The sequence below is a fragment of the Nocardia sp. NPDC058519 genome, from assembly GCF_042719755.1.
Classification (GTDB): domain Bacteria; phylum Actinomycetota; class Actinomycetes; order Mycobacteriales; family Mycobacteriaceae; genus Nocardia.
Window position 1 is genome coordinate 92196 of sequence record NZ_JBHXNK010000004.1, and the last position, 26485, is coordinate 118680.

General features: G+C 67.1%; 26 protein-coding genes. 16 read left to right on the forward strand and 10 right to left on the reverse strand.

Translation table 11 applies throughout. From position 1 onward, the window contains the following. The first annotated feature begins 30 nt into the window (after positions 1 to 30). From ACFWPK_RS06570 to ACFWPK_RS06585, 4 genes are read left to right on the forward strand one after another with little or no spacing between them, the layout of a single operon-like run. A complete protein-coding gene (locus ACFWPK_RS06570) occupies positions 31 to 333 on the forward strand; it encodes a hypothetical protein (RefSeq protein WP_378628955.1) in 303 nt (100 codons plus the stop codon). Positions 334 to 357: 24 nt separating this feature from the next. Continuing rightward, positions 358 to 645 carry a hypothetical protein gene (locus ACFWPK_RS06575; RefSeq protein ID WP_378913561.1) on the forward strand — a complete coding sequence of 96 codons (288 nt, stop codon included), beginning with the start codon at positions 358 to 360 and terminating at the stop codon, positions 643 to 645. A gap of 60 nt (positions 646 to 705) precedes the next feature. Continuing rightward, positions 706 to 1950, forward strand: coding sequence for an MFS transporter (locus ACFWPK_RS06580; RefSeq protein ID WP_378913562.1), 1245 nt, complete (start codon positions 706 to 708; stop codon positions 1948 to 1950). A 5-nt stretch (positions 1951 to 1955) separates the two neighbouring features. Continuing rightward, on the forward strand, positions 1956 to 2216 hold the full coding sequence (locus tag ACFWPK_RS06585; RefSeq protein WP_378913563.1) for a hypothetical protein: 261 nt from the start codon (positions 1956 to 1958) through the stop codon (positions 2214 to 2216). On the opposite strand, the gene ACFWPK_RS06590 is transcribed toward ACFWPK_RS06585, so the two are convergent. Then, positions 2196 to 2555: a hypothetical protein gene (locus tag ACFWPK_RS06590; protein WP_378913564.1), complete on the reverse strand. Its 360-nt coding sequence runs from the start codon at positions 2553 to 2555 to the stop codon at positions 2196 to 2198. The genes ACFWPK_RS06585 and ACFWPK_RS06590 overlap by 21 nt on opposite strands. 363 nt (positions 2556 to 2918) lie before the next feature. Between ACFWPK_RS06590 and ACFWPK_RS06595 the strand changes: the two genes are divergently transcribed. Then, the gene (locus ACFWPK_RS06595) at positions 2919 to 3467 is read left to right on the forward strand and encodes a DUF1062 domain-containing protein (protein WP_378913565.1); all 549 of its coding nucleotides are present in this window, start codon (positions 2919 to 2921) and stop codon (positions 3465 to 3467) included. Positions 3468 to 3523: 56 nt separating this feature from the next. Here the strand turns inward: ACFWPK_RS06595 and ACFWPK_RS06600 are convergent, their stop codons facing one another. From ACFWPK_RS06600 to ACFWPK_RS06615, 4 genes are all read right to left on the reverse strand, one after another. After that, entirely contained in the window at positions 3524 to 4303 is a 780-nt protein-coding gene (locus tag ACFWPK_RS06600) for a MerR family transcriptional regulator (protein ID WP_378913566.1), read from the reverse strand. A 51-nt stretch (positions 4304 to 4354) separates the two neighbouring features. Then, entirely contained in the window at positions 4355 to 5896 is a 1542-nt protein-coding gene (locus tag ACFWPK_RS06605; protein WP_378913567.1) for a serine hydrolase domain-containing protein, read from the reverse strand. Positions 5897 to 6212: 316 nt separating this feature from the next. After that, entirely contained in the window at positions 6213 to 7580 is a 1368-nt protein-coding gene (locus ACFWPK_RS06610; protein ID WP_378913568.1) for a flavin monoamine oxidase family protein, read from the reverse strand. A gap of 109 nt (positions 7581 to 7689) precedes the next feature. Further along, positions 7690 to 9060, reverse strand: coding sequence for a flavin monoamine oxidase family protein (locus ACFWPK_RS06615; RefSeq protein ID WP_378913569.1), 1371 nt, complete (start codon positions 9058 to 9060; stop codon positions 7690 to 7692). A 64-nt stretch (positions 9061 to 9124) separates the two neighbouring features. On the opposite strand from ACFWPK_RS06615, the gene ACFWPK_RS06620 reads away from it, so the two are divergent. Together ACFWPK_RS06620 and ACFWPK_RS06625 are read left to right on the forward strand one after the other, a co-directional pair. Continuing rightward, entirely contained in the window at positions 9125 to 9742 is a 618-nt protein-coding gene (locus ACFWPK_RS06620) for a TetR/AcrR family transcriptional regulator (protein ID WP_378913570.1), read from the forward strand. Positions 9743 to 9984: 242 nt separating this feature from the next. Further along, the gene (locus ACFWPK_RS06625; RefSeq protein WP_378913571.1) at positions 9985 to 11202 is read left to right on the forward strand and encodes a helix-turn-helix domain-containing protein; all 1218 of its coding nucleotides are present in this window, start codon (positions 9985 to 9987) and stop codon (positions 11200 to 11202) included. A gap of 22 nt (positions 11203 to 11224) precedes the next feature. Here ACFWPK_RS06625 and ACFWPK_RS06630 read toward each other — a convergent pair whose 3' ends face one another. Continuing rightward, positions 11225 to 12028: a class I SAM-dependent methyltransferase gene (locus tag ACFWPK_RS06630; protein WP_378913572.1), complete on the reverse strand. Its 804-nt coding sequence runs from the start codon at positions 12026 to 12028 to the stop codon at positions 11225 to 11227. Between the two features lie 113 nt (positions 12029 to 12141). Between ACFWPK_RS06630 and ACFWPK_RS06635 the strand changes: the two genes are divergently transcribed. After that, complete coding sequence (locus ACFWPK_RS06635; RefSeq protein WP_378913573.1) at positions 12142 to 12603, forward strand: SRPBCC domain-containing protein; 462 nt, start codon at positions 12142 to 12144, stop codon at positions 12601 to 12603. 70 nt (positions 12604 to 12673) lie between these two features. Then, positions 12674 to 13372, forward strand: a complete 699-nt coding sequence (locus tag ACFWPK_RS06640) for a GNAT family N-acetyltransferase (protein WP_378913574.1) — start codon at positions 12674 to 12676, stop codon at positions 13370 to 13372. Position 13373: 1 nt separating this feature from the next. Here the strand turns inward: ACFWPK_RS06640 and ACFWPK_RS06645 are convergent, their stop codons facing one another. From ACFWPK_RS06645 to ACFWPK_RS06655, 3 genes are all read right to left on the reverse strand, one after another. After that, positions 13374 to 14480, reverse strand: a complete 1107-nt coding sequence (locus tag ACFWPK_RS06645) for a glycosyltransferase (RefSeq protein ID WP_378913575.1) — start codon at positions 14478 to 14480, stop codon at positions 13374 to 13376. A 126-nt stretch (positions 14481 to 14606) separates the two neighbouring features. Beyond that, positions 14607 to 15263: a CPBP family intramembrane glutamic endopeptidase gene (locus ACFWPK_RS06650; RefSeq protein ID WP_378913576.1), complete on the reverse strand. Its 657-nt coding sequence runs from the start codon at positions 15261 to 15263 to the stop codon at positions 14607 to 14609. Positions 15264 to 15300: 37 nt separating this feature from the next. Next, entirely contained in the window at positions 15301 to 16044 is a 744-nt protein-coding gene (locus ACFWPK_RS06655) for an NAD-dependent deacetylase (RefSeq protein ID WP_378913577.1), read from the reverse strand. A gap of 134 nt (positions 16045 to 16178) precedes the next feature. Between ACFWPK_RS06655 and ACFWPK_RS06660 the strand changes: the two genes are divergently transcribed. Then, complete coding sequence (locus ACFWPK_RS06660) at positions 16179 to 16916, forward strand: hypothetical protein (protein WP_378913578.1); 738 nt, start codon at positions 16179 to 16181, stop codon at positions 16914 to 16916. A gap of 5 nt (positions 16917 to 16921) precedes the next feature. Here ACFWPK_RS06660 and ppk2 read toward each other — a convergent pair whose 3' ends face one another. Continuing rightward, positions 16922 to 17857 carry a polyphosphate kinase 2 gene (ppk2, locus tag ACFWPK_RS06665; RefSeq protein ID WP_378913579.1) on the reverse strand — a complete coding sequence of 312 codons (936 nt, stop codon included), beginning with the start codon at positions 17855 to 17857 and terminating at the stop codon, positions 16922 to 16924. A 148-nt stretch (positions 17858 to 18005) separates the two neighbouring features. On the opposite strand from ppk2, the gene ACFWPK_RS06670 reads away from it, so the two are divergent. The 6 genes from ACFWPK_RS06670 (at position 18006) to ACFWPK_RS06695 (ending at position 26481) form a co-directional block, all read left to right on the forward strand. Beyond that, positions 18006 to 19181: an ROK family protein gene (locus ACFWPK_RS06670; protein ID WP_378913580.1), complete on the forward strand. Its 1176-nt coding sequence runs from the start codon at positions 18006 to 18008 to the stop codon at positions 19179 to 19181. A gap of 130 nt (positions 19182 to 19311) precedes the next feature. Continuing rightward, complete coding sequence (locus ACFWPK_RS06675) at positions 19312 to 20790, forward strand: sugar porter family MFS transporter (RefSeq protein ID WP_378913581.1); 1479 nt, start codon at positions 19312 to 19314, stop codon at positions 20788 to 20790. A 108-nt stretch (positions 20791 to 20898) separates the two neighbouring features. Continuing rightward, positions 20899 to 23232 (forward strand): glycoside hydrolase family 65 protein, encoded by a 2334-nt coding sequence (locus tag ACFWPK_RS06680; RefSeq protein ID WP_378913582.1) that lies wholly within the window; start codon positions 20899 to 20901, stop codon positions 23230 to 23232. Then, positions 23229 to 23963 (forward strand): HAD family hydrolase, encoded by a 735-nt coding sequence (locus ACFWPK_RS06685; protein ID WP_378913583.1) that lies wholly within the window; start codon positions 23229 to 23231, stop codon positions 23961 to 23963. The genes ACFWPK_RS06680 and ACFWPK_RS06685 overlap by 4 nt, the downstream gene beginning before the upstream one ends. 135 nt (positions 23964 to 24098) lie before the next feature. After that, a complete protein-coding gene (locus ACFWPK_RS06690) occupies positions 24099 to 25325 on the forward strand; it encodes a hypothetical protein (protein ID WP_378913584.1) in 1227 nt (408 codons plus the stop codon). 79 nt (positions 25326 to 25404) lie between these two features. Next, on the forward strand, positions 25405 to 26481 hold the full coding sequence (locus ACFWPK_RS06695; RefSeq protein ID WP_378913585.1) for a metallophosphoesterase: 1077 nt from the start codon (positions 25405 to 25407) through the stop codon (positions 26479 to 26481). Positions 26482 to 26485: the final 4 nt, after the last annotated feature.

Here is a 26485-nt window from a genome sequence, read left to right on the forward strand (position 1 = left end):
GGAGAACTCTCGTCGGAAGGAGGCCGTGCCATGACCGACTACATCGATCCCCATCAACACAAGTTTCCCGACACCGAGCGCACGACGCGCTCACACGCGGGTGAGTCGATTCAGGACTCGCTCAATTGGCCGGGGCTGTTCCTCGTCGGAGTCGGCATCGTGATGCTCGCGGCCACTCTGACGGCCGCCGGTTCCGGATTTGTCGGATGGGCGGTGATCGCCGGAATCCTCAGCGGTGTGTGCTTGCTGTTCGGGGTGGGAATCGTGCTCGCCGAGCATCGCCGGATCAAGGTCGGCGAGGGGCTGCACCTCACCGATCCGTGTGGTCACTGAGGTCGGAGCGCGGAAAGGACGTCGATGAACGAACGCGCTGAGCCGGGACGGATCATCGTCGACTATTCGCATCTGTTCCCCGGTGTGGTGGTGCGCGCCGACCGCATGGCTGACGAGTTCGATGTGGTGTTCTCCGACGGGGTGCGCACCGAGGCCGGCATCCTGCAGGACGACGAGGGGGTCGCGGCACTCGACGTCGTCGGTTACGCCACAGCCGCGGGCACGATGCAGCCCGGGCGGGTGTGGCCGATCACGTCGATCGAGGATGTCGGCTCCGAGGTGAATATCAAACTGGGGCCGTACTTGCGCTAGCGGCGAGGCTCGAAGGGGCCGACTGGACCGGCGTCCATCTTTGCCGCGATGATGACGAACATGAGCGAGCATCCCGCGCAACGGCGCACTCTGGCCGTGTTGGTCGCGGCGCAGATTTTCAGTGGCGCGGGACTTGCTGCCGGTATCACCGTCGGTGCTCTGCTGGCGCAGGACATGCTCGGATCGACCGGATTGGCGGGGTTGCCCGCGGCGATGTTCACGGTCGGGTCGGCCGCGGCAGCGGTCGGGGTGGGTCGGATTTCGCAGCGGGCGGGTCGCCGGGCAGGCCTCACCCTGGGCTACCTGACCGGTGCGCTGGGGAGTTTCGGGGTGGTGGCGGCCGCGGTGACCGGGAGCCTGCCGCTGCTGTTCGTGTCGCTGATCGTGTACGGGGCCGGCACCGCAACGAGCCTGCAAGCGCGATACGCCGGCGCCGATCTGGCGCAGCCCGCACATCGGGCACGCGCGATCAGCACGGTGCTGGTGGCGACGACGGTCGGTGCGGTAGTCGGGCCGAACCTGACGACACCGATGTCGAATATGGCTGTGGGCTGGGGTATTCCGGCGCTTTCCGGTCCGTTCGTGCTGTCGGGGGTGGCGTATGTGCTGGCGGCGCTGGTGCTGTGGGTGATGTTGCGTCCGGATCCGCTCGTGCTCGCCCGCGCGATCGCGGAGCCGCCCGGCGAGGTTGTCGTGACGGACGCTCCGACCCGGTGGTCGGCGCCGATCGTGGCCGGGACGACGGTGATGGTCGTGACCCAGTTGGTCATGGCCGCGGTCATGACGATGACACCGATCCATATGCAGCATCACGGGCACGGTGTCGGCGCGGCGGGCTTCGTGATCGCGGTGCATGTCGCGGGGATGTATCTGCCGTCGTTGCTGTCGGGGATGTTCGTCGATCGGTTCGGGCCGGGGTTGGTCGCCGTGGCGGCAGCGGGCACGCTGGTCGCGGCCGGTGTGGCCGCGGCGCTCGCTCCGCCGACATCGGTGGGGGCGCTGGCGGTGGCGCTCGGGCTGCTCGGGGTCGGCTGGAATCTGGGGTTGGTCGCGGGGACGACGATGATCGCGGATGCGACGCCGGTCGCCACCCGTGCTCGCACACAGGGCACGGTCGATGTGGGGATCGCGATCGCGGGTGCCGGTGGTGGGCTCGGATCCGGGGTCATCGTCGCGGCCGCCGACTACCCGGGTTTGGCCTTCCTCGGTGCGGGGATCGCACTGCTGATCGTGCCCGCGCTGGCCTGGGCCACGCGCCGCCCACATATCCGTGACGAGAGTCCGCCCGCGCGTGTCGACAGCTGATCGCGATGGTGGTTCGTCGCGACTCCGCGGTCGGCCCGTGGGATGATCTCGCGATGAAAGGTCAGACGAGTACCGCCCGGCTGTTGACCCTGTTCGGCGGCGTCGCCCTCGTGATGCTGATGGTCAACTGGAGTCTGATGCGCGCTGTGGCGTTCGCGGTGATCTGGGCGGTCGCGGCGGGGGTGCTGGTCTTGCGCGATCGGCGCCGTGGAACCGAGGACGCCGAGGTTTCCGACGCCGCGGCCTCACACCCCGGCGAGCGCTGAGGCCAGATCCGGCACATCCAAGACCTGCATTGTCTGCTCACGCACGTCAGGGCAGTGCTGCTGAGTGACCGTATCGATAACCTCGCGATTGCGAGCGACCGCGACATTGATGCCGCCATTACGCGCCGCCCAATTCTGCACAGTGGCATTGAACGACACCCGCGCCAACCTCGTCCCCTGCGCACGCCAGCTGTCGAGATCCGGGGCCATTATCTCGCACAGGTGCCCGGCAGCGTCATCGGAAATCTCGGGCGCACCCGAGGTCGACGGCGGCAAACCAGGATCCGGCGCCTCGGTGCTGGTAGCGCAGCCGGCAACAACCAGCAGCCCGACCAACACGACCCCTCGTAGATATGTGAACACGGAGCTGTCCCTCCGGTAGAGGATTGTCCTTGCTCAGTGCGTATGCCCGCACCGGGAAAGGTTAAACAGCGGTCTCCCGGTCGGAAATCGGTGGGGGAGGAAGGGTTTCGTCCCGCTCGATCCACTTGAAGAAACCCGGACAGACCCTGGGTGAGGCGCTCGAAAACCAGTGGAACAACACCTCGGTGCGTCATTACCATGCTCCCGAACCAAGTCATCGAGTCGAGGACGTGCCGTTGTACATCCTGTGAGACCTCCCGAGCAGTGAAATTTCGCGCGTCGCGCATGTGCGCCGCGCTCCCTTTCGCTGCGGACTTCTCACCGAACGGGTGTACTTCTATGCTCAAAATCTGGGTCGTCGCGCCCACCTGCCTGCCGCTCATTCGCCGCCGTTGCCATGCGTGCGCGTCCGATCGCTTCCGGGCCAGCAAGAAATTTCGAGTCAACGCAAACCACAAGCTCCTCGATGCGTGGCTCCTCGCGCGCTGTATTGCATGCGGGGACACCACAAAACTCGCGATCATGGAGCGGGTGAATGTGCGTTCTGTGCGATCTGAACTGCTGGACCGGATGCACTACAACGATCCTGGTCTGACCGCTGAGTTGCTCCAGGATCCGGTGGTGCAACGTCGCAATCGGATAACTCTCGACTGGGACAACGCCTGGCGCCTCGACACCGGCGGGTCGGATCACCTCGACAGTGAGGTGATCGATGTGTCGGTGCTCTTTGCGGCGCGGATTCCTCTTCGGCCGGTGCGACTGATCGCTGACGGTTTCGGGTTCTCGCGAGCCGAAGTCGAGAAGTTGATCGCCGAGGGAACTCTTGTCTCAGCAGTTCGCCTGAGCGGCAAGCTTTCTGGAGACTTCACCTTCACCCTCAAGCGCTGAGACCGGCTGGGGCCGTCCGGCGGATCTGCCGGACGGCCACTGGCCTCAGCAATCGGTCAACGGGTATCCGATCTTGGGATGCGGATACCGGCGGCGCGGAGCTTGGTCTCGAAAACCGCTCGCGTCGTGGCCGATGTCTGATCTTCGCCGTGGCGGGCGATCAGCGTGTAGCGGGTCGCGGCGTCGGTGTGGGCTTGCAGAGCGGTCACGATCTTCAGGTGTGCGGGGTTGGCGAGGTAGTGCTCGGCCATGGCGGTGGCGAGCTCGGTGACGCGGGGATCGTCGGGGTCCCAGGCGGCGGCCTCGCCGGCGCGCTTGATCAGGGCGACGTATTCGGGGTCGTCGAGGGCATGCTCGACATGGGTGAGGTAGTCGTCGAAGCCGTCTGGGACAAGGGCTTTGGCCAAGACCCAGCCCTCCCGGCCGGTCGCCACCTCGTCCGCTGGGAAGCCGAGGCCGGTCATTCGCTCCAGCAGTGCGACCGCGCGGTCGCCCAGCAGCGCCCGGTCGCCGTCGGCGAGCCGCTCCAGCGTGTCACGTCGCACGGTCAGCTCGTCGATCCGTTCGGTGAGCTGCCGTCCGACATCGGCGAGCGTGGCGGCGAACTGCGTGGCGTCGGCGTCGAGCAGGGGCCCGATCTCGGCCAGCGGCACCCCGGCGGCGGCCAGGGTTCGGACCTGCACCAGCCGTAACAGATCGGCCGATCCGTACCGCCGAAAACCGGAGCTGTCACGCATCGGCTCCTCGATCAGGCCGAGCTTGTGGTAGTGCCGCACCGTCTTCACCGTGACGCTGACGAATGCCGCCGCCTGCCCGATCGTGACCCCGTTCCTCATCTGCTCAGCCTGCCTTGTGCTCGAAGCCGCCGCGCCACCAGATGTAGCCGGCTACTGACCCGGATCGGACTGACCGCCGCCGAACACCTCGGCGAGGAGCTTCTGCTGTGCGTTCTGGAACGGCACCGCCACCGACATTGCGGAGTCGTCCACACAGGTCAGCGAGGCGGTCATGGTCTTGCTGCCGTCGGGGGTGCTGTACATCAGCGTCGCGTAGCCCGCATGGCCGCCGTTGTGGGTGATGACGATGCCGCCCTCCGAACCCAGGTCCCGCACGAACACCCCCAGGCCGTAGTCCATCGTCGGGATGCCCGTCGGATGCGGCGTGCACATTTCGGCCAGCAGCTCGGCAGGCAGGAGCTTGCCGCTCAACAGCGCGGAGATGAACGTGGCCAGATCCTCGGTGGTAGAGATCATGTCACCACCGCAGGGGTTCCAGGACGGGTTATGGCGGGTGACATCGACGGTCATCTCCTCGCCGTTCTGCTCGTACCGGTAATAGGCGTGGGCGTGCGGCTCGGGGATCTCCGGCGAGGTTTCCGGCACCACGGTGCCCGACAGCCCGAGCGGATCCAGGATCAGCCGCCGCATCTCCTCGGCGAACGCGCGGCCGGTGGTCTTCTCGATCAGCAGCCGGGCCAGCACATAGTTGGTGTTGGAATAGCTCCAGCCGGTTCCCGGTTCGAACCGCGTCGGCTTGGCCAACGCCAGCTCCACCAGCTCCTGCGGCCGGTAGGTCTTGAACCGGTCCTGCACCCATTCTTTGCCCAAGGGAGTTCCCGGGGCGGGAATCCCCAGCACGATCGTCCCGTCCTCGTACATCTCGCCGGTGAAGTTGAACACCCCGCTGGTGTGCTGCAACAGCATCCGCACCGTGATCCGCCCGTCCAGCCCGAACTCGGGCAGGTAGTCCACCACCGGGACGTCCAGACCGATCTTGCCCTCGGCCACCAGCTGCAGCACCAGAGCCGCAGTAAAGGTCTTGGTATTGCTGGCGATCCGGACGTGCCCGTCGATCGGCGGCTTCGCGGTCCCACCCAGCTCGGCCACCCCAGCGCTGCCGACCCACTCGCCGCGCTCGTCGTGCACGCGCATCGACACCCCGAGGAACCCGGACTCGACGATCTCCTCGATCGCCTTCTGCAACTCCGGGCGCTCCTGCCCGACAGCGACATTCGCCACGGCCGCCCCGGTGGCGTCGAGGGCGGCGGTGATCTTGCGGGCCATCTCGGCCGTCGCGGGGCGGGGCCGGCCCGGGTTGTCCTGGGCTGCTTCGATGGCGACAAGGACGGTGCTGCGGAAGTTGTCGGCCTCGGCTCGATCATGCTGCGCGAGCAGATGCATGGCCGCGGTCAGCGCCGGCAGCACCTGATCGGCGAGCTCGGCCACCGACTTGCCCGCCAGGTCGATGTCCTTCGATTTCGCGGCGAGTACGTGCCCGACCATGCCGGTCGCGGTATGCAGCGCGACCGAGCCTTCGGTGGCGATCTTGTGGGGCTTGCCCGCGGCACCGGCGGCGGCCATCAGCGCGACGGCACCGTACGCGGCAGTCCGCAGAGTGCTCTTGCACTGGTCGGAAAGGGTGATCGACATGGTGGTTTGCTCCATCGAATCTGTTGTGCCCGTTCGGCTTCGCGCCGCTGCGCCCAGCTTCCACCCTGACCTAAGGTCAACTGCAACCATGATCTAGATCACATCTACCTCCAAGGTGGGCCGTCCTGTTCGGGCTCGATGGTGAAGGCCCGCGCGCCGGCCGCGGTGAGCGCGTCGATTTTCGTGCCGGAGATACCGCACACGGGTTCTGACCCAGGCCGGACAAGCCCGAACTGGGAGGACCGGGCGGCGGCCACTCCCGCTGTGCCACACAGCGGACATGCCCGAGGAAGGCCGGTTGCCGTGCTCGGTGTCTTTATCGCGGCGTGAGCTGGTCTCGCTGCGCGAGGGCATCGAGGACCTCGTGAGCTACGCGGGTGCCGGATTCGATGGCACCGTCGAGGTAACCGGGGTGATCGACCGCGGTTTCGGTACCGGCCCAATGAATTTCGCCTACCGGCGTGAACGGCAGCGGCATGAGCGCGTCGGTGGCGCCCGGTTCGGGAACGGCGAAGTAGCCGCCGCCGACGTTGTCGTCGAGATGCCAGGCTTTCTCGTGCCAGCTCACCGGCTCGAGGACCTCGGTGCCGAGCCAGGAAACCAGGGGACCGAGGATTGTTTCGCGGCGAGAGGCGGCGTCGAGCTGGTCGAGTGCCCGTGCGTGCGGGCCGCCTACCAGCATGCACAGGTGGCCGGGACCATCGGGCGGGCTGGTGTCGAATACGGCGATCCTGGGAGCATCGAGGACCACGATTTCCGCATTCTTGCCGCGGTCTCGCCAGAACGGCCGGTCGAAGACCGCGATCGCTTTGTAGACCGACCCCATGTAGGTGCGGGTGGCGGCGGCGACCCTATCGGGCGGCAGGGACGGCTGGAAGCTGATGCGGTCCAGCAGCGGCGGTGGAACTGTCACCACGACTTTGGTGGCGTGGACCGTACCCGCGGTCGTGGCGAGGGTGACGCCGTCGGCGCCCTCTCCGATCGAGGTGACTCGGTGCCCGAGACGAACACGGGGGCCGAGTTCGTCGGCGAGGCCATCGACGAGGGTACCGACACCTTCGACCAGCAGATCCTCCTGCGCGCCGCCGGTGGTCGACAGCATGGTCCGCAGTCCGCCCTGCAGGCGGATCAACGTCATCATCGTCTGCACCGACAACCGGTCGAGGTCGGCGGTCCACGAGATCAGGGCGGCCAGTTCCAGCAGTCGTCGTGGTGTGCGCCCGGGCACCTTGGCCAACCAGTCCGCGACGGTCGTGGTGTCCCACCGCCGGCGTGGATGGATGTGGGACAACACTTCCAAGCTCAGCAGAAGACCTACGGTCGCCAGCGTCGACGGCGCGCCCGGCAGTACCCGGCGAGCGCCGTCGAGGATGGTTGGCACGGGGGTGGTGTGCATCCGAAACCTGGTGGCACCGAATTCGGTGGCCAGCGCCGCGAGGCGGTGATGATCGTGGCCTATCCACTGCCCGCCCAGATCCACGCGTGACCCCAGTGCGGTGGTTTCGCTCATCGCGCGCCCACCCAACCGGTCGGCGGCCTCGAGCACGAGTACATCGACACCTGCCCGGTGCAGGGCGCGGGCCGCTGTCAGTCCCGCCAATCCTGCCCCGACCACAGCCACGGTCGTGGTGGTCGGGGCCGAACCCGAGGGTGCCTCAGTATGCGTGGGGTCTTCGCTGTTCATCTCTGCCTTTCCGGGCGGAGGAGACCGCCCTGTCCAAATGTGAGTCGGTCGTGGTGTCGCTGTGTCGTGATGGCCTTCTCTTCGCGAGCAACGGAATCGGCGGTAGCTGTCATTTGTCCGGCACAGCGGCAGTCAGGGCGCTGTGGATCTCTTCGGCGACGCGGTGGCCGGACTCGGCGGCACCGTCGATGTAACCGGGCCAGCGGGTGGCGGTTTCGGTGCCTGCCCAGTGCAGCGGGCCGACGGGGCGGCGCAGTGCGGGTCCGAAGCGCGTCAGGGTGCCGGGGGTGGTGAATGCGCCGTAACAGCCGCGGCTGTATTCCTCTTCGGCCCAGTCTTTTTCGATGTAGTCGATGGGTTTGCGCGCCGGCGGGCCGAAGTATCCGGCCAAATCCTCGAGCACCATCGCGCGCCGATCGGCCAGGCTCAGACGAGCGCCGGCGTCGGCGTGCCGACCCTCGAGGAACCCGACCAGTACGCCGGGCCCACCCATAAACGGGGTGTTGTCGAAGACGGTGCCCAGGGCTCGCCGGTCGCTGTTGGCCTGACCGGACCAGCCCTCGGCCCGCCAGAACGGCTCGTCGTAGGCGACATTGACCTTGATCACCCGGCCCATCGGCATCCGCTGCACGAGCTGGTCACGATCACCGGGCAGGCCAGGGGTGAACCGGATCCGGGCGACCAGCGGCGGCGGCACGGCGATCACGGCCCGGCGCGCACGCACCGTCACACCCTCGGCGCGGACTCGCACTCCGGTGTCGTCCCAATCGATGTCGGTCACCGGGCTGTCGAGGACGATCCGGTCCCCGAGTTCCTGGGCCATGGCCAGCGCGATGGTCTGGGTGCCGCCCACGACCCGGTCCTGCTGGGCGCCCCCGGCGACGTTGATCAGCGCGTCGAGCCCACCGGCTGCGCCGATGTAGAAGTTCGCCCACAGCGCCGACATATCCTCCGGTCCGGTGGCGAACACGGCCTCGGTGATCAATCGGAAGAAGGCTCGCCCGTCGGGGGTGTGGGCGTGGTTACGCAGCCAGGTGTCGAAGGTCTGCGCGTCCAGGGACTCGGCCAGCTCGTACTCCCACGGCTCGGTCCGGACGACCTTGCTCGCCAACCGGTCCAGCCGCAGCTGGGTCTGGACGATATCGAGCAGCGTCAGCGGGTTCACCCGGGGAATACGACCGGTGTACTCCGAGCGGGAGCGGCCCAGCTCGACGATGTGATGCCCGGCGGTGTGGGTGGGGTAGGTCCGCAGGCCCAGCTCCTCGATCAGGGCCATCACCTGATGCTGGGTCGGGCCGACCCACTGGCCGCCGACCTCGATCGGCGAGCCGCCGGGCAGTTCGGCGTTGAGCAGGCGGCCGCCCACCCGGTCCCGCGCCTCGAGCACCAGCACCTCGGATCCGGCGCCCACCAGGTCACGAGCAGCGACCAAGCCCGCGGCACCAGCGCCGACGATCACGACATCCACCGACTTGTCCATACCCACAGCTCCGATCCATGCACTGTGCATCTGTCATACACGCTGTATGTGCTAAACATAGCGTATGGCGTCGTTGCGTGACAAGCATGTCGAGAACACCCGGCAGACACTGCTCGAGACCGGGGCTCGCCTCTTCGCCGAACGGGAGTACGCCGATCTGTCGGCAGAGGAGCTGGTGCGGGCCGCCGGCCTGACCCGCGGCGCGCTCTATCACCACTTCGACGGCAAGAAGGGGCTGTTCGAGGCGGTCATCGACGATCTGGAACAACAAGCAGCACAACGCATCCGAGCCGCAATCGACTCCTCGACCGATCCGGTGGAACGCGTCGACCGCGCGATGGGAACCTTCCTCGACATCTGCACCGAACCCGCGTATCGCCACATCGTGCTGCTGCAGGGTCCCGTCGCGCTGGGCTGGCGACGCTGGCGTGAAATCGACCAGCGCCACCTCAGTGGGCTCGTCGTCGAAGGCGCCCAACACCTGCTCGATGCCGGCCGTATCCAGCCGCACCCGCCCGAACTACTCGCCAGCGCCATCTACGGCGCCCTCACCGAAATGTCGCTCACCATCGCCGAATCCGACGATCTCCCCCTGGGCCGCGCCCGAGCGGCAGACCTGGCCCGCGCCCTGCTCGGCGGGCTTATCCTGATCTCGGCACCGCACACTGCTGAATCCAGCTGATATGGGCCAGCACCTCGTCCTCGACGCGGCGGCCAAGCCAATTACCAATCACGGTGCCCCGCAGGACAAATCAGGAGCTCGCTATCTCCGCTGGTAAAGCCAGTGTCGTTGTCTTGTCCGATTACTACTGGGACCCCGAAATACCGAATCAAGTAGAGGATCAGGCATTGCCGATCGGCCGTCGGGGCCGACTCTGAGGTTGCCGGTGATCTATTCGACGGTGCCGATCGCAAGACCCTCACATGAAAGATCAAGCACCCATTGGGCTTCGCATCAAACGCCATCGCGAACGCGTGGGGATCAGTCGACCGGTGCTCGGAGACCGGATCAACCGGTCTCCTGACTGGGTGAAACAGGTCGAGAACGGCGTTCTGCAAACGCCGGAGCTGCCGATGCTGTTGGCCATTGCAGACGCCCTGGGACTGGCAGACCTCGCCGAGCTGACGGGCAACGGGCACGCTGTCTCGGTGAATTTGTACGCAGGGGCGAAGCACGCGGCCCTCGGCGACGTCCAGGCCGCACTCACCGACTTCCGTCGACCGTTGCACGGTCGCGCCCACAACGTCGGGCACCTGGCTGAGCGGCTTCGCCTGGCATGGGAGGTCCGACACACCAGCCCTGACCACCGCACGCAGCTTGGCGCCATCCTTCCGAGCTTGATTCGCGATGCTCAGGAGGCGGCGCGCACACCAGACCCCGTTCGACGGGAGGCACGTCGAGTTCTGGCCGGTGTCTACCAATCGGTGGACTTTTTTGTTGCCTATCAGCGGGACAGTTCGTTGGTCTGGATGGTCGCTGACCGCGCGTTGGAGCAGGCGTACGAAGCCGACGATCCATACCTGGTTGCAGCGTCATCGTGGTCGATGGTGCAGGCGCTACGGGATTCCGGCCGGTGGGACGAGGCGCTCGCCCTGATCGAATCGGGCACCGAGATCCTCGTCCCCTACCTAGAGCGCGACGACACCCCCGACGATTGGCGGGGCATCACCGGTGCGTTGCAAGCCGAGAGAGCCCTGGTGCAAGCTCGCCGCGGCCGACACGGTGATGCCTGGGCGGCATGGGACCGTGCTGACCGCTGGGCGCAGCAGTTGGGCCCGGACTACCGGCACATTCAGACCAGCTTCGGGCAGGCAGTCCAGGGCGCGAACGCGGTCACCATCGGCGTGGACCTGCGTAGGTCCGGTGAAGCGCTGCGGGTGGCACGTGCGCTCGATGAGGACACGATCGTGTCGGTGCCGCGTAGGTCTCGTCATCTGATCGAGGTGGCCCGCGCCTATGACCAGCATGACGAGGGCGTCGCCGTGCTGGCACTGTTGGGCAAAGCGCATCGCACCGCACCGGAGACGGTCAGCTTCAACGGGTTCGCGAAGGAACTACTGCTCGGACTGTCAAAGCGTCCACCGGTGGGGATGACGAAGGACGTGCGGGAGTTGTGCGAGAGCGTCGGTGTGGCGGCCTGACACAGTTATGTCCGCGCTCCCTTCACAGGGGGGCTCGGCCCCACGCGCGGACCGTGGGCGGGGCGTAGAACCATCGATGCTCGTCCTCCAACTCGGCCTGCGCGGCGGCAATGACCTTGTGTGAGACCCCTTGCGCTACCAACGTTTCGTGGACCTGTATCCAGGTGAGGTTCCACATGCGCGCCATCGGCGAACCGCCGCGAAACATCGGGATCCCCGCCTCTGCTCGGACGTCGACGAGCCCCAGCGACTCTAGGTGTCTGGGCAAGCTCCGGGCCCAGGCTTGGTTCGCTCCAGCGTTCTCGGTCGAACGTGCAAAGGTCCGCCAGACGTCTCCGAACGCACCTGGCATTTCATCGAGGACGCCGAGCCCATCGCCTTCCTCGAGAACGAGAACGCCGCCTGGTGCCAACGCCCCGACCAGTCGCTCCAAAACGATGTCTCTTTGGGCAATGTGCAGCAGCACGAACCGTGTGTGGACGAAATCGAATGCGCCTTCGGGCAGTTCGTCGGCGACGAGTTCGATCTGGGCGACTTCGCCGCCACGGTCGGGCAGGTCCGTCAGGTGTCGTGCGTCAGCGTCAACCGCGAGCACTCGACCACCTGGCAATGTGACGCTGCATAGCCATCGAGCGAATGACCCGCCGCCGGCTCCAGCGTCCAGACACCGCCATCCCGCACCCACGCCCAGTCGTTGAGCAAGCGCGATGCTCTCAGGGTCGAAGGCCGCGCCCAGCAGTGCAAGGCGTTCCTTCGCGAAATCCCAATCGTTGGGGAGGGTGTAGTGCGGATTCCGTGGCGATGAGGTTGGCGATGGTTCGGTCATGATCAGACGCTAGGTCGAGCGATCTGGGCTGATGGAGGAACTGAGCCGTTTCGTCAGACCGAGTGATCGAATGCACAATGGCATCAGGCCGAGTCGCGCAAAGGGGTGGGTGGATGACGTCGGATTCCGAGTTGGATCCTGCGGCTATCGAAATCGGGAGTTTCTTCGCGCAGCCGCCGGGGGTGGTGTGGCGGGCGTTGACGGAGCCGGGGTTGCTCGAGTTGTGGTTGATGCGGTCGATCGGGTTCTCGGCCACTGTGGGGTCGCATTTCATTCTTGTGGTGCCGTCGGAGCCTTCGGCGGAGATCGCGTGTGAGGTGTTGGTGGTGCGGGACGAGGAGCAGTTGACGTTCAGTTGGGTCGATCTTCGGGCGGAGCGGCCGGCGCGGTGGGTGCTGGATTGGACGATTCAGGCGCAGGGGCGGGGGACTCGGTTGTTGTTGACGCAGACGGGATTCGATATCGGGAACAAGAGGCAGAAGATGGCGCGCAACGCGTTGGAGCGGGGGTGGCGGCGGACGGCGATGGGGCGGTTGCGGGATGTGCTCGAGGCCGAGGCGTCGGAATCGTGGTGAGTGCAACCGGTGACCGGTGGTCACGTGTTCGGTTAGCGTTCCGGCGGTTGGGTTCGGTGGATAGGAGGGTGTGTTGACGGTCGACGTCGATATCGCGGTGCATCCGCTGGATGATCCGGTGCGGGGTTCGTTGCGGGGGGAGCACAGTCGGTTCGCGCGGTGGACGGGGCGGATCGGGCGTTATGAGCCGGAGGTGGCGCGGTTCGTCGGGCATCCGGCGGTGTTGGATGGGCAGGATTGGGTTGATCTGGGGAGCGTGCTCGGGGCGGGTGGCAGTGCGGGGATACGTGGGACAGGGCATGTTCTGCCGTCGGGATGGGCGGTCGTGGCCGAGTTCGACACGGTCCAGATGGATGGTGCGGGGTTGCGGGTTGCCGTCGATCCCGAACTAGAGATACTCACTGCCGCTGATGTTCCCGAGATTCTGGCGCTGATCGCCCGTACCGAACCGGGGCCGTACGCGCCGCGCACCATCGAGATGGGCACCTATCTGGGGTTGCGGGTCGAGGGTCGGTTGGTGGCGATGGCGGGGGAGCGGCTGCATCCGCCGGGGTGGACCGAGATCAGTGCGGTGTGCACCGACGCCGAGTTCCGGGGGCGTGGGATCGCGTCGCGGTTGATTCGGGCGGTCGGGGCGGGGATTCGGGCGCGGGGAGAGACGCCGTTTCTGCATGCGGTCGCGCACAACACGTCGGCGATCAGTTTGTACGAGACATTGGGGTTCACCGTACGAAAGAAGTCGAAGCTGACGCTGGTGCAGGCGCCGTAAGTCAGTGGGTGGGCGCGGCGAATTGTGTTAGGTCGTCGGCGATTTCGGTGACACTGGGCATCGCGGCGATTTCGGTGGCGACCGCGCGGGCGTTGGACGCCAGGTCTGGATTGTCGATCAGGGCGTTGAGGTGCGTGGCGGTGATCGAGCGGGCGGGCACCGACAGTCCGGCTCCGCGTCGCTGCACCGCGAGGGCGTTCCAGGCGCGGTCCCCCGGGGCGGGAGTGGCGATTTGGGGGACGCCCGCGTGCAGGGCGGCGTAGACCGAACCGGCACCCGCGTGGTTGACCACGGCCGTGCAGTGGGGCAGGGCTTCGTGCAGGGCGATCCAGCCGGTCGTACGGATATTCGCGGGAAGTGTGTTGGTGCGCATCGTCTTTCGATCGGGTCGGACGATGACGATTTCGGCATCGACAGAGTGGGCCGCCCGCACGATCGCACGCAGCATGGGGTCCGGACCGTCGCCGAGCATGGTCGAGCGGGTGACGAGGATGCGTCGGCGAGTCGATGGTTCCCGCAGAAATTGTGGTGTGTCCGCGCCGGGAGGCGAGTACGGGGTGTAGCGCATCGGGCGGCCGTCGATACCGACGATGCTTGGCGGGGCGATGGACAGGGTGGTCACCGGTGCGGGCAGGGCGGTGCCGGTGAGTAGTCGCAGCAGTTCACGGCGGATGACGGTGCCGTTGTCGAGGGCGATGTTGTGCAGGACCGTGGGGACACCGAGTCGGTCGGCGGCGATCGCCGCCGCCGAGGCGAACGGCTCGTGCACGATCACCTCCGGCCGGAACTCGGTGGCGGCGAGGAACAGCGGCTCGATCATCGGCCGATTGGTGACAGCGAAAACGTGGGCACCGCCGCGCGCATCCGCCATCCCTTTGCCCGACCGCAACGCCAGCATCGGATGCCTGCCCAGCCCGCGCATCGCGGCCCGCAGGTAGTCGATCGGCGGGGCGACATCGGCCACCGGCAAGTGCGCCCGCACCGCCGTGGCGGCGTCCCCACCGGTGGCCACCATGACGTGATGCCCACGCTCGCGTAACTGCTGCGCCAACGGCATCATCGGGAAAAGATGCCCGATCAACGGCATGGCCACGAACAGCACTCGCATCCGATCTCCGTCATCGCCCCGGCGGCCGCGCGCTCGGCCTGCCCAGTGATACGAGGTTGCCGCACCGATGGTTCACCATCAGGGGCCCGGGCCAACTGCCTTGGGCGGCTGGGTCGCCGGAGCCCGTTACGAGGCCGCGGCGCCGTGATAGAAGAAGTCGCCGAGGCCGACAGTGAACACCAGGATGCCGTACAGGGCGTGTTCTACCGAGGTGGTCAGCAGCGAGCGTGTTCGCCGGTACCGGATGGCGAAGAGAACACCCGCCGCGGCGCTCAGCAGCACCGAGATCCAGTTGCCGACGATGAAGTGGGCGAAACCGAACGCGGTGGCGCTGGCGGCGATCATGCGGGGACCGTCGCCGAAGATCGGGGTGTAGCGGTGGAAGAGGAAGGCGCGGAACAGTAGTTCCTGCGGATAGACGCTGACCAGTGGGTAGAACAGGAGAATCAGCACCCAGATCAGGGGACGTTCGCGGGGCAGATCGAACAGGAAGCCGGGGCGCAGGACGGCTACCGCGGCGGTGAGGGCGACGGCCGAGACCGCCCACAGCGTGAGGATGCCGGGCAGGGCGGGCCGCAGCGCGTCGGCTCGCCAGAAGGAGCGGCGGTCGAAGCCGGTGCGGCGCAGGTAGATCACGATGCCGACGGTGATCCCCAGTAGGAAAGGCAGCGGGCCGACGCCGCGCAGGAACAGTGCGTACAGCCCGGTCAGGCCGAAGAAGAGGGCGACGAATTCGACTGTGAGCCAGGCCTTCCGGCTGTCCAGGCCGGTGTCGACGGTCATGCCCCGAGCCTACTGGGTGCGGGCGGGTACGAAGTCCCTAGCGGTGCTCGGCGCTCGTCGTGGCCAGCGTTGCCAGCAGGGCGGGCAGGGCGGTGCCGATGGGTTCGCGGATGACCTCGTCGGCGAGGGCGTCGTAGGGGGTGGGTTCGGCGTTGATGATGATCAGGCGCGCGCCGTGTTCGGCGGCGACACCTGCCAGCGATGCGGCGGGCTGGACCTGCAGGCTGGTGCCGACGGCGATGAAAACGGTGCAGGCCTGCGCGATCGCCATGGCGTGCCCGAGCACCTCGGGGTCGAGTGCTTGGCCGAACATGACCGTCGCGGTTTTGAGGATGCCGCCGCAGCGCAGGCAGGCGGGGTCGGGTTCGCCCGCGGCGATGCGGTCGAGGGCCTGCTCGGTGGTGGTGCGGTCATCGCAGGAAGTGCACAGCACGGTGCGGGCGTTGCCGTGCAGTTCGAGGACTTTGCGGTCGGGCAGGCCGGCGAGCTGGTGCAGCCCGTCGACGTTCTGGGTGATCACGCGCACCGCCGTTCCGGTCGCGGCCAGCGTGGTGACGGCCTCGTGCGCGGGGTTGGGCTGTGCGCGCCAGGCGGGGTGTTCGCCGCGCATGAGCCAGGATCGGCGGCGGATGTCGGGATCGGTCATGTAGTAGTCGTAGGTGACCAATTTCTGGGCGTCGGGGTCGCGCTGCCACAGGCCCGCCGGGCCACGGTAGTCCGGGATTCCGCTGTCGGTGGAGACACCGGCGCCGGACAGGATCGCGACGAGTTGCTTGGTCATGAGACCCAGCGTAGGGCTGGTCGAACGCCGCGGTCGATGGGATTTCGGTCGTTATCTCGGCATAGGACTGTTCGATCTGGCTATTGGACGCTAAAGTCTGCCTGGAGTGGACTACAGCGGAAGGTGACAGACGAATGACGTCGGCAACGGTCAAACGGCAGGTGCTCGAACTCGGCGGGGCGTTCATGATCTCGCGCGAGGCCAGGGCATTCGGGGAGACGACCGGGGTAGCTGGGTTCCACGGCGCGTACACACGGGGACGTGGCGGGGTGCTCGGTGATGTCGACGCCGACGTCGTGACCGCGGCGTTCGGTTTCTTCGAGCCCGGATGCGTCCGTGCCGCGTGGGAATCGGTGCCGATGCCCGCCGCCGACGCCGCGGTGGACTACATGGGCGCATGTCGCGACTTCGGGCAGCGCAAGCTCGCCGCGTTCGAACAGTCCGACCGGCTCGCCGAGTTGCTGCGGCGCGTGGTCGAGGCCGCACCCGCGACCGGGTTGCCGTTGTTCGCCGGGTGGCGGGCGATGCCGGTGCCGGAGGACGGGCGGGCCGCGGTCCTGCAGCTGACGCATGTGCTGCGTGAACTACGCGGCGGACTGCACCTGGTCGCGGTGATGGCCAACGGGCTCACCCCGCTGCAGGCGATCCTGGTCGCGGGCTCACCGATCTTGGACGGACCAGGCCACGCGAAATTTCTCGGCTGGACCGAACCGTTCGAGACGGTCACCGACGATGTGCGAGGGCGCTGGGAGGCGGCGGAGAAACTGACCGACGAACTGATCGCACCCTGCTTCGACGTGCTCGACGAGAAAGAGTTCGACGAGCTCACCGTGCTGATGCTCGAAGCCCACCGGGTCGCCTTGAGCCGCTAGACTTTTCACGAACCGATGACGTCGCGCCCGCGGCCCACGATCAGTGGGTCGGCGGTGCCGACGATCTCGAGATCCTTGTTGTCGTAATCGAACCCGTTCAGCACGTGCCGCATCGCGTTGAGCCTGGCGCGCTTCTTGTCGTTGCTCTTGACCACGATCCACGGCGCGTGGTCGGTGTCGGTGTGCTCGAAGTTCTCTTCCTTGGCCTCGGTGTAGGAGTCCCACTTGTCGAGCGAGGCCAGGTCCATCGGCGAGAGCTTCCAGTGCCGCACCGGGTCGACCTGGCGGATGGCGAAGCGAGTGCGCTGCTCGAGTGGCGAGACCGAGAACCAGAACTTGACCAGGTCGATGCCGTCGTCGACGAGCATCCGTTCGAACAGCGGCACCTGCGACAGGAAGCGTCGATGCTGTTCGGGCGTGCAGAAATCCATCACCCGTTCGACACCCGCGCGGTTGTACCAGGAGCGGTCGAACAGCACGATCTCGCCCGCGGCGGGCAGGTGCTCGACGTAGCGCTGGAAATACCACTGGGTGGATTCGCGCACGGACGGCTTTTCCAGTGCCACCACCCGGGCCCCGCGCGGATTGAGGTGCTCCATGAACCGTTTGATGGTGCCGCCCTTGCCCGCGGCGTCGCGACCCTCGAACACGATGACGACGCGGCGACCGGTCGCCTTCACCCAGTTCTGCAATTTCAGCAGTTCGATCTGTAGTAATCGCTTGTCGAGGTCGTACTGCAGGCGTGAGAGACGCTCGTCGTAGGGGTAGCCCTCGCGCCAGGTGTCGACGACCAGGCCGCCGGGTTCGGTGAGCAGGATCGGATCGTCGTCGTCGCTGTCGTCGACGGTGAATCCGGTGGTGTCGGCCAGGTTCACGACGGTCGCGAGATCGGCGATCTCGCTGACATCACGGGGGATCGGGCGAATCTCGACATCGGTCATCCCTCGGACGCTAAATGATGCGCGTGTCGCCCAGATGAACGCGCGGTGCCCGGCCGGGCGATGTCGCCCACGCCAACCCGGCCGCACCACGAATGGGCAAGGTGCACAATCGGAGGATGTTCGACTCAGCAATCCGTACGGCGGCTCCATGACCGGGCGCAACAGTCGACGCCCCGGTTCACCGACGGCGCTGCGGGATCAGAACCGGGCGCGTGTGGTCGATGAGTTGCGCAGACAGGGGCAGGCCACCCAGGCCGACCTGTCCAGGGCGACCGGCCTCGCCCCTGCGACGATCTCCAACATCGTGCGTGATCTCGCGGGCGTGGGCAGTCTGCGCATCGAAAAGCGCAGTGGCAAACGCAATTCCGTGCGGCTGACCGGGGGATCGGGGTTCGTTGTCGGCGTGGATCTCGGGTACCGCCATCTCACCGTCGGCATCAGTGATCTGACCCATCACGTGGTGGCACGGACACACACCGCGTTGCCTGTCGGCCTGTCGGCGGACCACGCCATGGACCATGCCCGCCGACTGGTGGACACCGCGCTCGACGAAGCGGGCATCGAGCGGGCCGGTGTGGTCGGTGCCGCGCTGGGACTGCCCGCGCCGATCGACCGCACGACGGGTCACGTCGGTTCACCGTCGATCCTGCCCGGTTGGGTGGGTGTCGATGCGAGCACGCTGGTCGCAACGGCTTTGGCGTTGCCGGTGCGTGTCGTCGTCGACAACGACGCGAATCTCGGTGCGCTCGCCGAACATCAGTGGGGGGCCGGGTCGGGGACGACCGACATGGTCTATCTGAAGCTGTCCGAAGGCATCGGCGCCGGGCTGATCGTGGGCGGGCGCCTGCACTGCGGGTTCGGCGGCACCGCCGGCGAGGTCGGGCACACCACGGTCGACGAATTCGGTGCGGTGTGCCGGTGCGGCAATCGCGGGTGTCTGGAAACGGTGGTGTCGGCGCGTCATGTGGTTTCGTTGCTGGCCCCCATCCAAGGGGATCTCTCGATCGAGGAGGTCGTGCGCCGGGCGATCGCCGGTGATCGCGCGTTCGTGCGCGTCCTCGACGATGTCGGCAGGCAGGTCGGCACCGCCGTCGCCGGGGTGTGCAGCGTCCTCAATCCCGAACTGCTGGTCCTCGGTGGCGAACTCGCCGAGGCCGCCCAGATCCTGATCCCCTCGATCCAGCGGGTGGTCGATCGCTGTGGGGTGCCCTCGGCGGCGGCCGCGTTGCGTATCCGCCCCGCGATGCTCGGCACGCAGACCCATCTGCTCGGCGCGATCGCGCGGGCGATCGCCGATGCGGACCACTCGGTGTTCATTTCCTGAACGGCAACACGGCGATCTGGGCTCGGTATCGTGAATTCCTGCAGATGCCACCTCATTCGGGGGACACTGTGAGCTGATTCACGCCGCTACTCGCGAGGCAATGCTGCCCGCCGTGGAGAGGACGAAGCCGATGCACGATGGAGGCTCCTTCACCGACCGGTCCGCTCTCCCCGACGGCGAGGGATCCTCGGGCAGCCGCGTGATCCGGATCGCGTCCGTCGCGGCGCTCGGCGGATTGTTGTTCGGCTTCGACAGCGCCGTGATCAACGGCGCGGTCTCGGCGATCCAATCCGAATTCGATGTCGCCGACGCCGTTCTCGGCTTCGCCGTGGCCTCGGCTCTGCTCGGTGCGGCCGCGGGTGCGATGACAGCGGGCCGGATCGCCGATCGCATCGGCAGGCTCAAGGTGATGAAGATCGCCGCGGTCCTGTTCTTCGTCAGCGCCGTGGTCACCGCGTTCGCCCCCGATGTCTGGGTTCTGGTCGTCGGCCGGGTGATCGGCGGTGTCGGTGTCGGCGTGGCCTCGGTCATCGCCCCGGCCTATATCGCCGAGACCTCGCCCGCGCGCATCCGCGGCAGGCTCGGATCATTGCAGCAGCTCGCCATCGTGCTCGGTATCTTCCTGGCGCTGCTGGTGGACTACGTGCTCGCTCACCTAGCGGGTGGTGCGAGTGAGACGCTGTGGTTCGGCCTGGACGCGTGGCGCTGGATGTTCCTGTCCATGGTGGTGCCCGCCGTGGTCTACGGCGTGCTGGCCTCCACGATTCCCGAGTCGCCGCGCTACCTGGTGGCCACGCACAAGATCGGCGAGGCGCGGCGCGTGCTGTCGATGCTGTTCGGTGCGAAGAACCTCGAGATCACCATCGGCCGCATCGAGGAGAGTCTGCGCAGCGATACCAAACCGTCGTGGAAGGACCTGCGCCGCTCTGGAGGCGGGCTCTACCCGGTCGTGTGGGTGGGGCTGATGCTGTCGGTGTTCCAGCAGGCGGTGGGCATCAACGTGATCTTCTACTACTCGAACGTGCTGTGGGAGGCCGTCGGCTTCGAGGAATCCCAGTCGTTCCAGATCAGTGTGTTCACCTCGGTGGTCAATATCGCCACCACCATCGTCGCGATCATGCTCATCGACAAGGTCGGGCGCAAACCGCTGCTGCTGACCGGCTCGATCGGCATGACCGTCACGCTGGCCACGATGGCGATCTGCTTCGGCGCCGCCGACCAGGTACCCGACGCCGAGGGGGTCATGGAGCCGCATCTGACCGGTGCGCTCGGACCGATCGCGCTGGTCGCGGCCAACCTGTTCGTGGTCTTCTTCGGCATGAGCTGGGGCCCGGTCGTGTGGGTGCTGCTCGGTGAGATGTTCCCGAACCGGATCCGTGGTGCGGCGCTGTCGCTCGCCGCGGCGGGACAGTGGGCGGCGAACTGGGCGATCACCGTCTCGTTCCCCAGCCTGAAGACCTTCTCGCTCGGGTTCGCCTACGGGATGTACGCGGTGTTCGCCCTGCTGTCGCTGGGTTTCGTCGCCAAGTTCGTGCCAGAGACCAAGGGGATGTCCCTCGAGGACATGGACGAGGCCGCCGGCTTCGAACGCCCCACCGCCAGCGCCTGATCACACCCGCGACGAGGAAGGCTGCGCGATGTACCTTGCGGTGTACCGGTCGCCGGCGGAGACGAACCGGCACGTGCGTGCGGGATGCGGCGCCGAGGCGGTGGCGCAGTGAACACACCCACCCCGACGAACGGCTCCGCGACCTGGTCGGTGGTCGAGGACGGCTGGAACCCGCAGCGCGCCAACTACTTCGAGGCGATCTTCACTGTCGGCAACGGGCGCCTCGGTACCCGCGGGTCGCTCGAGGAGCGGCACACGGGCGCGTTGACGGGCACGTTCATCGCCGGTGTCTACGACGCGTACGACTCGCCGGTCATCGACCTGGTGAACGCGCCGGATTGGCTCGACAGCGAGGTCTTCGTCGACGGTATGCGCCTGGACACCGAGTCGGCGCAGGTCGTCGAGCACCGTCGTGAACTGGACCTGCGCAGCGGAGTCCTGCACCGCGACACCGTGTTCGCGCTGCCCGACGGCGCACGGGTCCGGCTGCGGACCCAGCGTTTCGCCAGCATCGCCGATCGTGACCTGTGCGGTTTGCGGATCGAGGTGAGCTGCCTGGATCGGGCGGGGGCGGTGACGCTGCGGACCGGTATCGATGCGAACCGGCGCAATCGCGAACGATTGCCGACCTACCGCGAACAGACCGCGTTCGGCTATGAACGCAAGTGGGACAAGTGGGCCAAGTCCACGCACCTGGTTTCGGTCGGTGCGGGATTCGACGGTGCGGTCGGTGTGATCGAGAGCCGCACCATCGACAGCGGGGTCGATCTCGCCTACGCCTTCACCTGCGCGGCCGTCGGCGGGCGGGGTCAGCAGCGCTCCCGGCACGACGCCATCGAGATGGAGTGGCAATTCGACACCGGCGCAGGCGAATCCGTGCGGGTGGACAAACTGGTCGGGATCGCCACCAGCCGCGACTACCGATCGGTGAACCCGCCAAGGGAGCGGGCCGTCGACACCGTCGCGCGGGCAGGCTCCTTCGATACCGCCGCGGCGGCGAGCCGGGCGGCGTGGGATCGGGCGTGGGCCGACGCCGATTGCGAAGTGGTCGGCAACGATCGGGTGACCCAGGCGTTGCGGTTCGCGATCTATCACCTGATCATCGCCGCCGACCCCGACGACCCGACCGTGAGTATCGGCGCGAAATCGCTGTCCGGCGAAGGGTATCGGGGCCATGTCTTCTGGGACACCGAGGTGATGTTGCTGCCGTTCTTCCTGTTCACCCAGCCGCGCGCAGCCCGCGCACTGCTGGGCTACCGCCACCACACCCTGCCCGGTGCGCGGGAGGTGGCCGCCGCCAACGGAACCGGGGGCGCTCGCTTCGCGTGGGAATCGGCCGATACCGGGCGGGAGGAATGCCCGCAGTACACCCCGGACGGCAAAGACCGCTTCTACACGCGCGAAGAAGAACTCCACATCACCGCCGACGTTGCCTACGCGATCATGCGCTACGCCACCGTCACCGGCGACGACGACTACCTGTTCGGTGAAGGCGCCGAGATCCTGTTCGAGACCGCCCGCTTCTGGGTGCAACGGTGCGTCGCAGAGGGGGATTCGCTCGTTCTCCGGACGGTGATGGGACCGGACGAATTTCACTCCCACGTCGACAACAACGCGTTCACCAACAAGCTGGTGCACTGGCATCTGCAGCAGGCGGCGGCGGTGTACGAACGCATGTCGCGGGAACGTCGCGAGCAACTGCACGAGCTCATGGCCTCGATCGGGCTCGACCCGGGCGAACCGGCGCAGTGGCTGGCCACCGCGGACCGGCTGCGGGCACCGACCGATCCCGACTGCGGTGTCATCGAACAATTCGACGGCTATTTCGATCGCACGGACGTGCCCATCGTCGAATGGGACGACCACGATATGCCGCGATACCCGGTCGGCTGCACTCCGTTCAATTGCGAGGAGACCTCGCTGCTCAAACAGCCCGACGTGGTGATGCTGCTGCATATGCTGCCCGACGACTATTCGCTGTCCACCCGGCTGCTGAACTACGAGTTCTATGAGCGGCGCACCATGCACAAGTCCTCGCTGAGCCCGTCGATCTACGCGATCGTGGGTTTGCAGGTGGGCGATTCCCGCATGGCGGAACGGTATTTCGGGCGGTCGGCGTTCGTCGATCTCGACGACAACCAGGGCAATACCGAAGAGGGAATTCACATCGCGTCGGCGGCGGGAACATGGCAGGTCGCGACGCACGGTTTCGGGGGCTTGCGGGCCGCCGCCGACGGGTTGCGTTTCTCGCCCGCGCTGCCGCCGTCCTGGCAACGGTTGCGGTTCTCGGTGCACTGGCGGGGGCGCACGGTGCGGGCCGATCTCGGACATCGGGACGCGCGATTCGAGCTGGTCGGCGAGGGGCCCGCGGTGGAGATCACCGTGTGGGAGCGGCCGGTGACGCTCGAACCCGGTGATGTGGTCGAGGTCGAGGCGCCATGACACGCGTGTTCGATGCGCAGGCGGTGCTGTTCGATCTCGACGGCGTGCTCACCGACACCGCGGCGGTGCACCGGCGGGCGTGGTCGGCGCTGTTCACCGAGTTCCTGCCGAGGGTCGCGCCCGAGGCGGCCCCGTATACCGACGCCGACTACTTCGAACTGGTCGACGGTAAGCCGCGTGCGGCGGGTGTGCGGTCGGTGCTCGTCTCCCGCGGCGTGCGAGTGCCCGACGGGGAGTCGGAGGACCCGCCCGACGCGCAGACCGTGTACGGCCTGGGCAACCGCAAGAACATCTGCTTCACCGAGATCATCCGCGGCGACGGTGTCGAGGTGTTCGAAGGGTCGTTGCGTCTGGTGGACGAGCTCGCGGCCGCCGGTATCCCGATGGCCGTGGTGTCGAGCTCGCGTAATGCGGTACTGGTGCTCGGGACCGCGGGTCTGTTGGACAGGTTCGCGGTGGTTGTCGACGGTGTGCTCGCTCAGGACGAGCGCCTCGCGGGCAAACCGGCACCCGACATGTTCCTCACGGCCGCACGGGTTCTGGGGGTGGATCCGGCACGGACGGTGGTGATCGAGGACGCGGTGTCCGGGGTCGAAGCGGGGCACCGGGGTGGGTTCTGGGTGATCGGGGTCGACCGGGGGAGCGGACCGTCGGCGTTGCGCGCGGCCGGCGCCGACATCGTCGTCGGTGACTTGGCGGAGCTGGTCGACGATCCGCGCCGGGGAAGCTGAGTTACTCCACGTAAACTGAACATTTGTCCAAATTGGGCAAGTGTTCATTTGAGCGGGGCTGTTTCGGACACCAGGCGGCAATAGGTTCGGATCGCACGATTCACCCTGTCATCCTCTGGTCGGAGATCACCGCGCATGCGAATGCCCCTGCCCCGCCTCGCCGCGCCCTGTGCCGGTTCCCTCGCCGCATTGACCCTCGTCGCGGGCATGATGCTCGCACCTGCCACCGCGCAGGCGGACGTGTCCGAGACGCTGGCGGCGACGCCGATCAGTGACGCCGCGGCCCTGTGTACCAGTGGCGCACCGACTTTCGATGATGTGGTGACCGCCGCGGCATCGGTGCTGCGCGGCACCGTCGGGCCCGCGCAGGTGCTCGCCTACGACCAGCAGGTCGCCGATTTCCGGGCCGGGATCGCCGCGCTGCGGGTGCATCGCGATGGGCTGCCCCTGCGTCCGGAACAGGTCGGCCCGCGGCCGGCCGAACTCGACGATCCGATCGTCACCTACCTGGTGAACGGCCTGGACGCGGTGCGCACCGGGCGCATCGACGAGACGATGTCGGTCTCGCAACTGACCGTCAATGACGCCATCGAGGTGTTCATCCTGGCGACCGGCATCGTCAAGATCCCGGCCAAACTGGTCGCGGGCATGGTGCCCACCGTCGGGATCTTCCTCAAGCCGGTCGTCAGTGCGATGTTCACCGGGACCAAGGCGCTGGCCCGCGCGGTGCAGAATTCGATCGACGCGGGCTGTGTGGCGCCGAATGTGTATCCGCCGCTCGAAATCGGTGACGCCGTCATCGAGCCGGTGCGGGTTCCCCAGCCCATCGAGGATCTGGCCGCGCTGGTCATGAACGCCGACGGCACCTGCACGCCCGTCGCGGAACTGACCATGGCCACCGTCGTCGAACGCGCACGCGCCTTCCTCGACAGCGGCGCCGTAGCGGTGGACCGAATCGCGATGAATGAGGCCGCCGACGCATTGCAGGTGTTCCTGGCGAGCAACCGGGTGGCCAAGGTAATGCTCATGCGCCGCGCCGACGACCTCGGACCGCTGGTCGAGGCTCTGGACATGGGCCCGCTGACCTTCCTGGCCAATCTCGGTGCCGACGTCGCCGAAGGCACGGCGCTCGACACGGTGCCGTTGGCGCAGGTCCGGGTCGAGAACGCCTTCGATCTCGCGACACTGACCCTCGACATCACCAGCCTGCTGTTCTCGGCGGGTACCACCATCGCCGGGTTCACCGGAATCGCCGGAACGGTCACCACGCCGCTGTCGGTCGTGCAGAAACTGGTGTTCGCGCCGACCGATTACGGCGCGCCGATCGTGCGTGGTGTCATCCAATCGATGTGCGCCGTCTAAGCTGCGGCGGCGCGGCGATCATGGCACTGTGCTTCGATCAGGTCAGTTGTCCAACAGAGCTACTACCCAGAAGGTGAGCATGCACGATCAGTTCTCGTCCGGAATCGGCCGTCGTGAAGTTCTGGCCGGGGCGGCCGGTGTTGTCGCGGGCGTGTCATTGGTGGGGCTCACACCCGCCGCCGCGGTGCCCGCCGAGGTGCCCAAATTCGCCCCGAAAGCCGGGCGCAGCGTGCGGGTGCTGATCACCGGCGACGCGGGCACCGGCACCCGCACCCAGTGGGCGGTCGCCGACGCGGCCCGTGCGTTCCACGCGCGTGAACCGTTCGCGATGGCGGTCGGACTCGGGGACAATATCTACGACTCCGGTCCCAGCGGCCCCGACGACGTCCAGTTCGCCACGAAATTCGAGGATCCCAATGCGGGACTGGACTTTCCGTGGGCCATGGTGCTGGGTAACCACGACACCTCCGGGATATTCCCCGGTGACGGCGGCTGGCTCGCGCGCGGCAATCACGAGGTCGAATATCACGCGAAGTCGTCGCGGTGGTGGATGCCCAGCCGCTACTACTCGGTGCGGGTGCCCGAGCAGAACCCGGTCGTGGAGTTCTTCGTCCTCGATCTCAACCCGCTCGCGGCCTACATTCCACCGCTGCTCGACCCCTACTGGGCGGTGGACGGTCCGTACATGAACGCCCAGCGCGCATGGCTCGACGGGGCGTTGGCCGAATCGACCGCACAGTGGAAGATCGCCTGCACCCACCACCCCTACCTCAGCAACGGCCCGCACGGCGACGCGGGCAATTACGAGGGCCTGCCCATCGAGCCGCTCAACGGCGTGCACGCCAAGCGTTTCTTCGAAGACCATGTGCTCGGCAAGGTGTCGTTCCTGCTCTCGGGCCACGACCACACCTTGCAGGTCCTCGAGCCGACACCGGCGACCAAGGGCACCCGCCAGATCGTGTCGGGTGCGGCGGGTAAGACCTCGGGCGGGCAGCCGCGCCTGACGGCCGGTGGTCACGGCGCACTGTTCGAAACCCAGCACGAACTGGGGTTCATGGTCATGGACCTCACGGCGAACTCGGTGAACCTGCGCGTGCTCACCGTCGACCCGGCCTCGGGCGCGAGCACCCAGGTCTTCGACCGCCGACTCGGCTGAACTC

Coding starts and splice junctions, on each gene's coding strand:
- ACFWPK_RS06635 (WP_378913573.1), top strand. CDS start 12,142: ATGACGTCGGATTCCGAGTTGGATCCTGCGGCTATCGAAATCGGGAGT.
- ACFWPK_RS06655 (WP_378913577.1), bottom strand. CDS start 16,044: ATGACCAAGCAACTCGTCGCGATCCTGTCCGGCGCCGGTGTCTCCACC.
- ACFWPK_RS06615 (WP_378913569.1), bottom strand. CDS start 9,060: ATGGACAAGTCGGTGGATGTCGTGATCGTCGGCGCTGGTGCCGCGGGC.
- ACFWPK_RS06660 (WP_378913578.1), top strand. CDS start 16,179: ATGACGTCGGCAACGGTCAAACGGCAGGTGCTCGAACTCGGCGGGGCG.
- ACFWPK_RS06575 (WP_378913561.1), top strand. CDS start 358: ATGAACGAACGCGCTGAGCCGGGACGGATCATCGTCGACTATTCGCAT.
- ACFWPK_RS06675 (WP_378913581.1), top strand. CDS start 19,312: ATGCACGATGGAGGCTCCTTCACCGACCGGTCCGCTCTCCCCGACGGC.
- ACFWPK_RS06630 (WP_378913572.1), bottom strand. CDS start 12,028: ATGACCGAACCATCGCCAACCTCATCGCCACGGAATCCGCACTACACC.
- ACFWPK_RS06625 (WP_378913571.1), top strand. CDS start 9,985: ATGAAAGATCAAGCACCCATTGGGCTTCGCATCAAACGCCATCGCGAA.
- ACFWPK_RS06695 (WP_378913585.1), top strand. CDS start 25,405: ATGCACGATCAGTTCTCGTCCGGAATCGGCCGTCGTGAAGTTCTGGCC.
- ACFWPK_RS06620 (WP_378913570.1), top strand. CDS start 9,125: ATGGCGTCGTTGCGTGACAAGCATGTCGAGAACACCCGGCAGACACTG.
- ACFWPK_RS06650 (WP_378913576.1), bottom strand. CDS start 15,263: ATGACCGTCGACACCGGCCTGGACAGCCGGAAGGCCTGGCTCACAGTC.
- ACFWPK_RS06605 (WP_378913567.1), bottom strand. CDS start 5,896: ATGTCGATCACCCTTTCCGACCAGTGCAAGAGCACTCTGCGGACTGCC.
- ACFWPK_RS06580 (WP_378913562.1), top strand. CDS start 706: ATGAGCGAGCATCCCGCGCAACGGCGCACTCTGGCCGTGTTGGTCGCG.
- ACFWPK_RS06610 (WP_378913568.1), bottom strand. CDS start 7,580: ATGAACAGCGAAGACCCCACGCATACTGAGGCACCCTCGGGTTCGGCC.
- ACFWPK_RS06670 (WP_378913580.1), top strand. CDS start 18,006: ATGACCGGGCGCAACAGTCGACGCCCCGGTTCACCGACGGCGCTGCGG.
- ppk2 (WP_378913579.1), bottom strand. CDS start 17,857: ATGACCGATGTCGAGATTCGCCCGATCCCCCGTGATGTCAGCGAGATC.
- ACFWPK_RS06595 (WP_378913565.1), top strand. CDS start 2,919: ATGCTCAAAATCTGGGTCGTCGCGCCCACCTGCCTGCCGCTCATTCGC.
- ACFWPK_RS06645 (WP_378913575.1), bottom strand. CDS start 14,480: ATGCGAGTGCTGTTCGTGGCCATGCCGTTGATCGGGCATCTTTTCCCG.
- ACFWPK_RS06600 (WP_378913566.1), bottom strand. CDS start 4,303: ATGAGGAACGGGGTCACGATCGGGCAGGCGGCGGCATTCGTCAGCGTC.
- ACFWPK_RS06570 (WP_378628955.1), top strand. CDS start 31: ATGACCGACTACATCGATCCCCATCAACACAAGTTTCCCGACACCGAG.
- ACFWPK_RS06690 (WP_378913584.1), top strand. CDS start 24,099: ATGCGAATGCCCCTGCCCCGCCTCGCCGCGCCCTGTGCCGGTTCCCTC.
- ACFWPK_RS06685 (WP_378913583.1), top strand. CDS start 23,229: ATGACACGCGTGTTCGATGCGCAGGCGGTGCTGTTCGATCTCGACGGC.
- ACFWPK_RS06585 (WP_378913563.1), top strand. CDS start 1,956: ATGGTGGTTCGTCGCGACTCCGCGGTCGGCCCGTGGGATGATCTCGCG.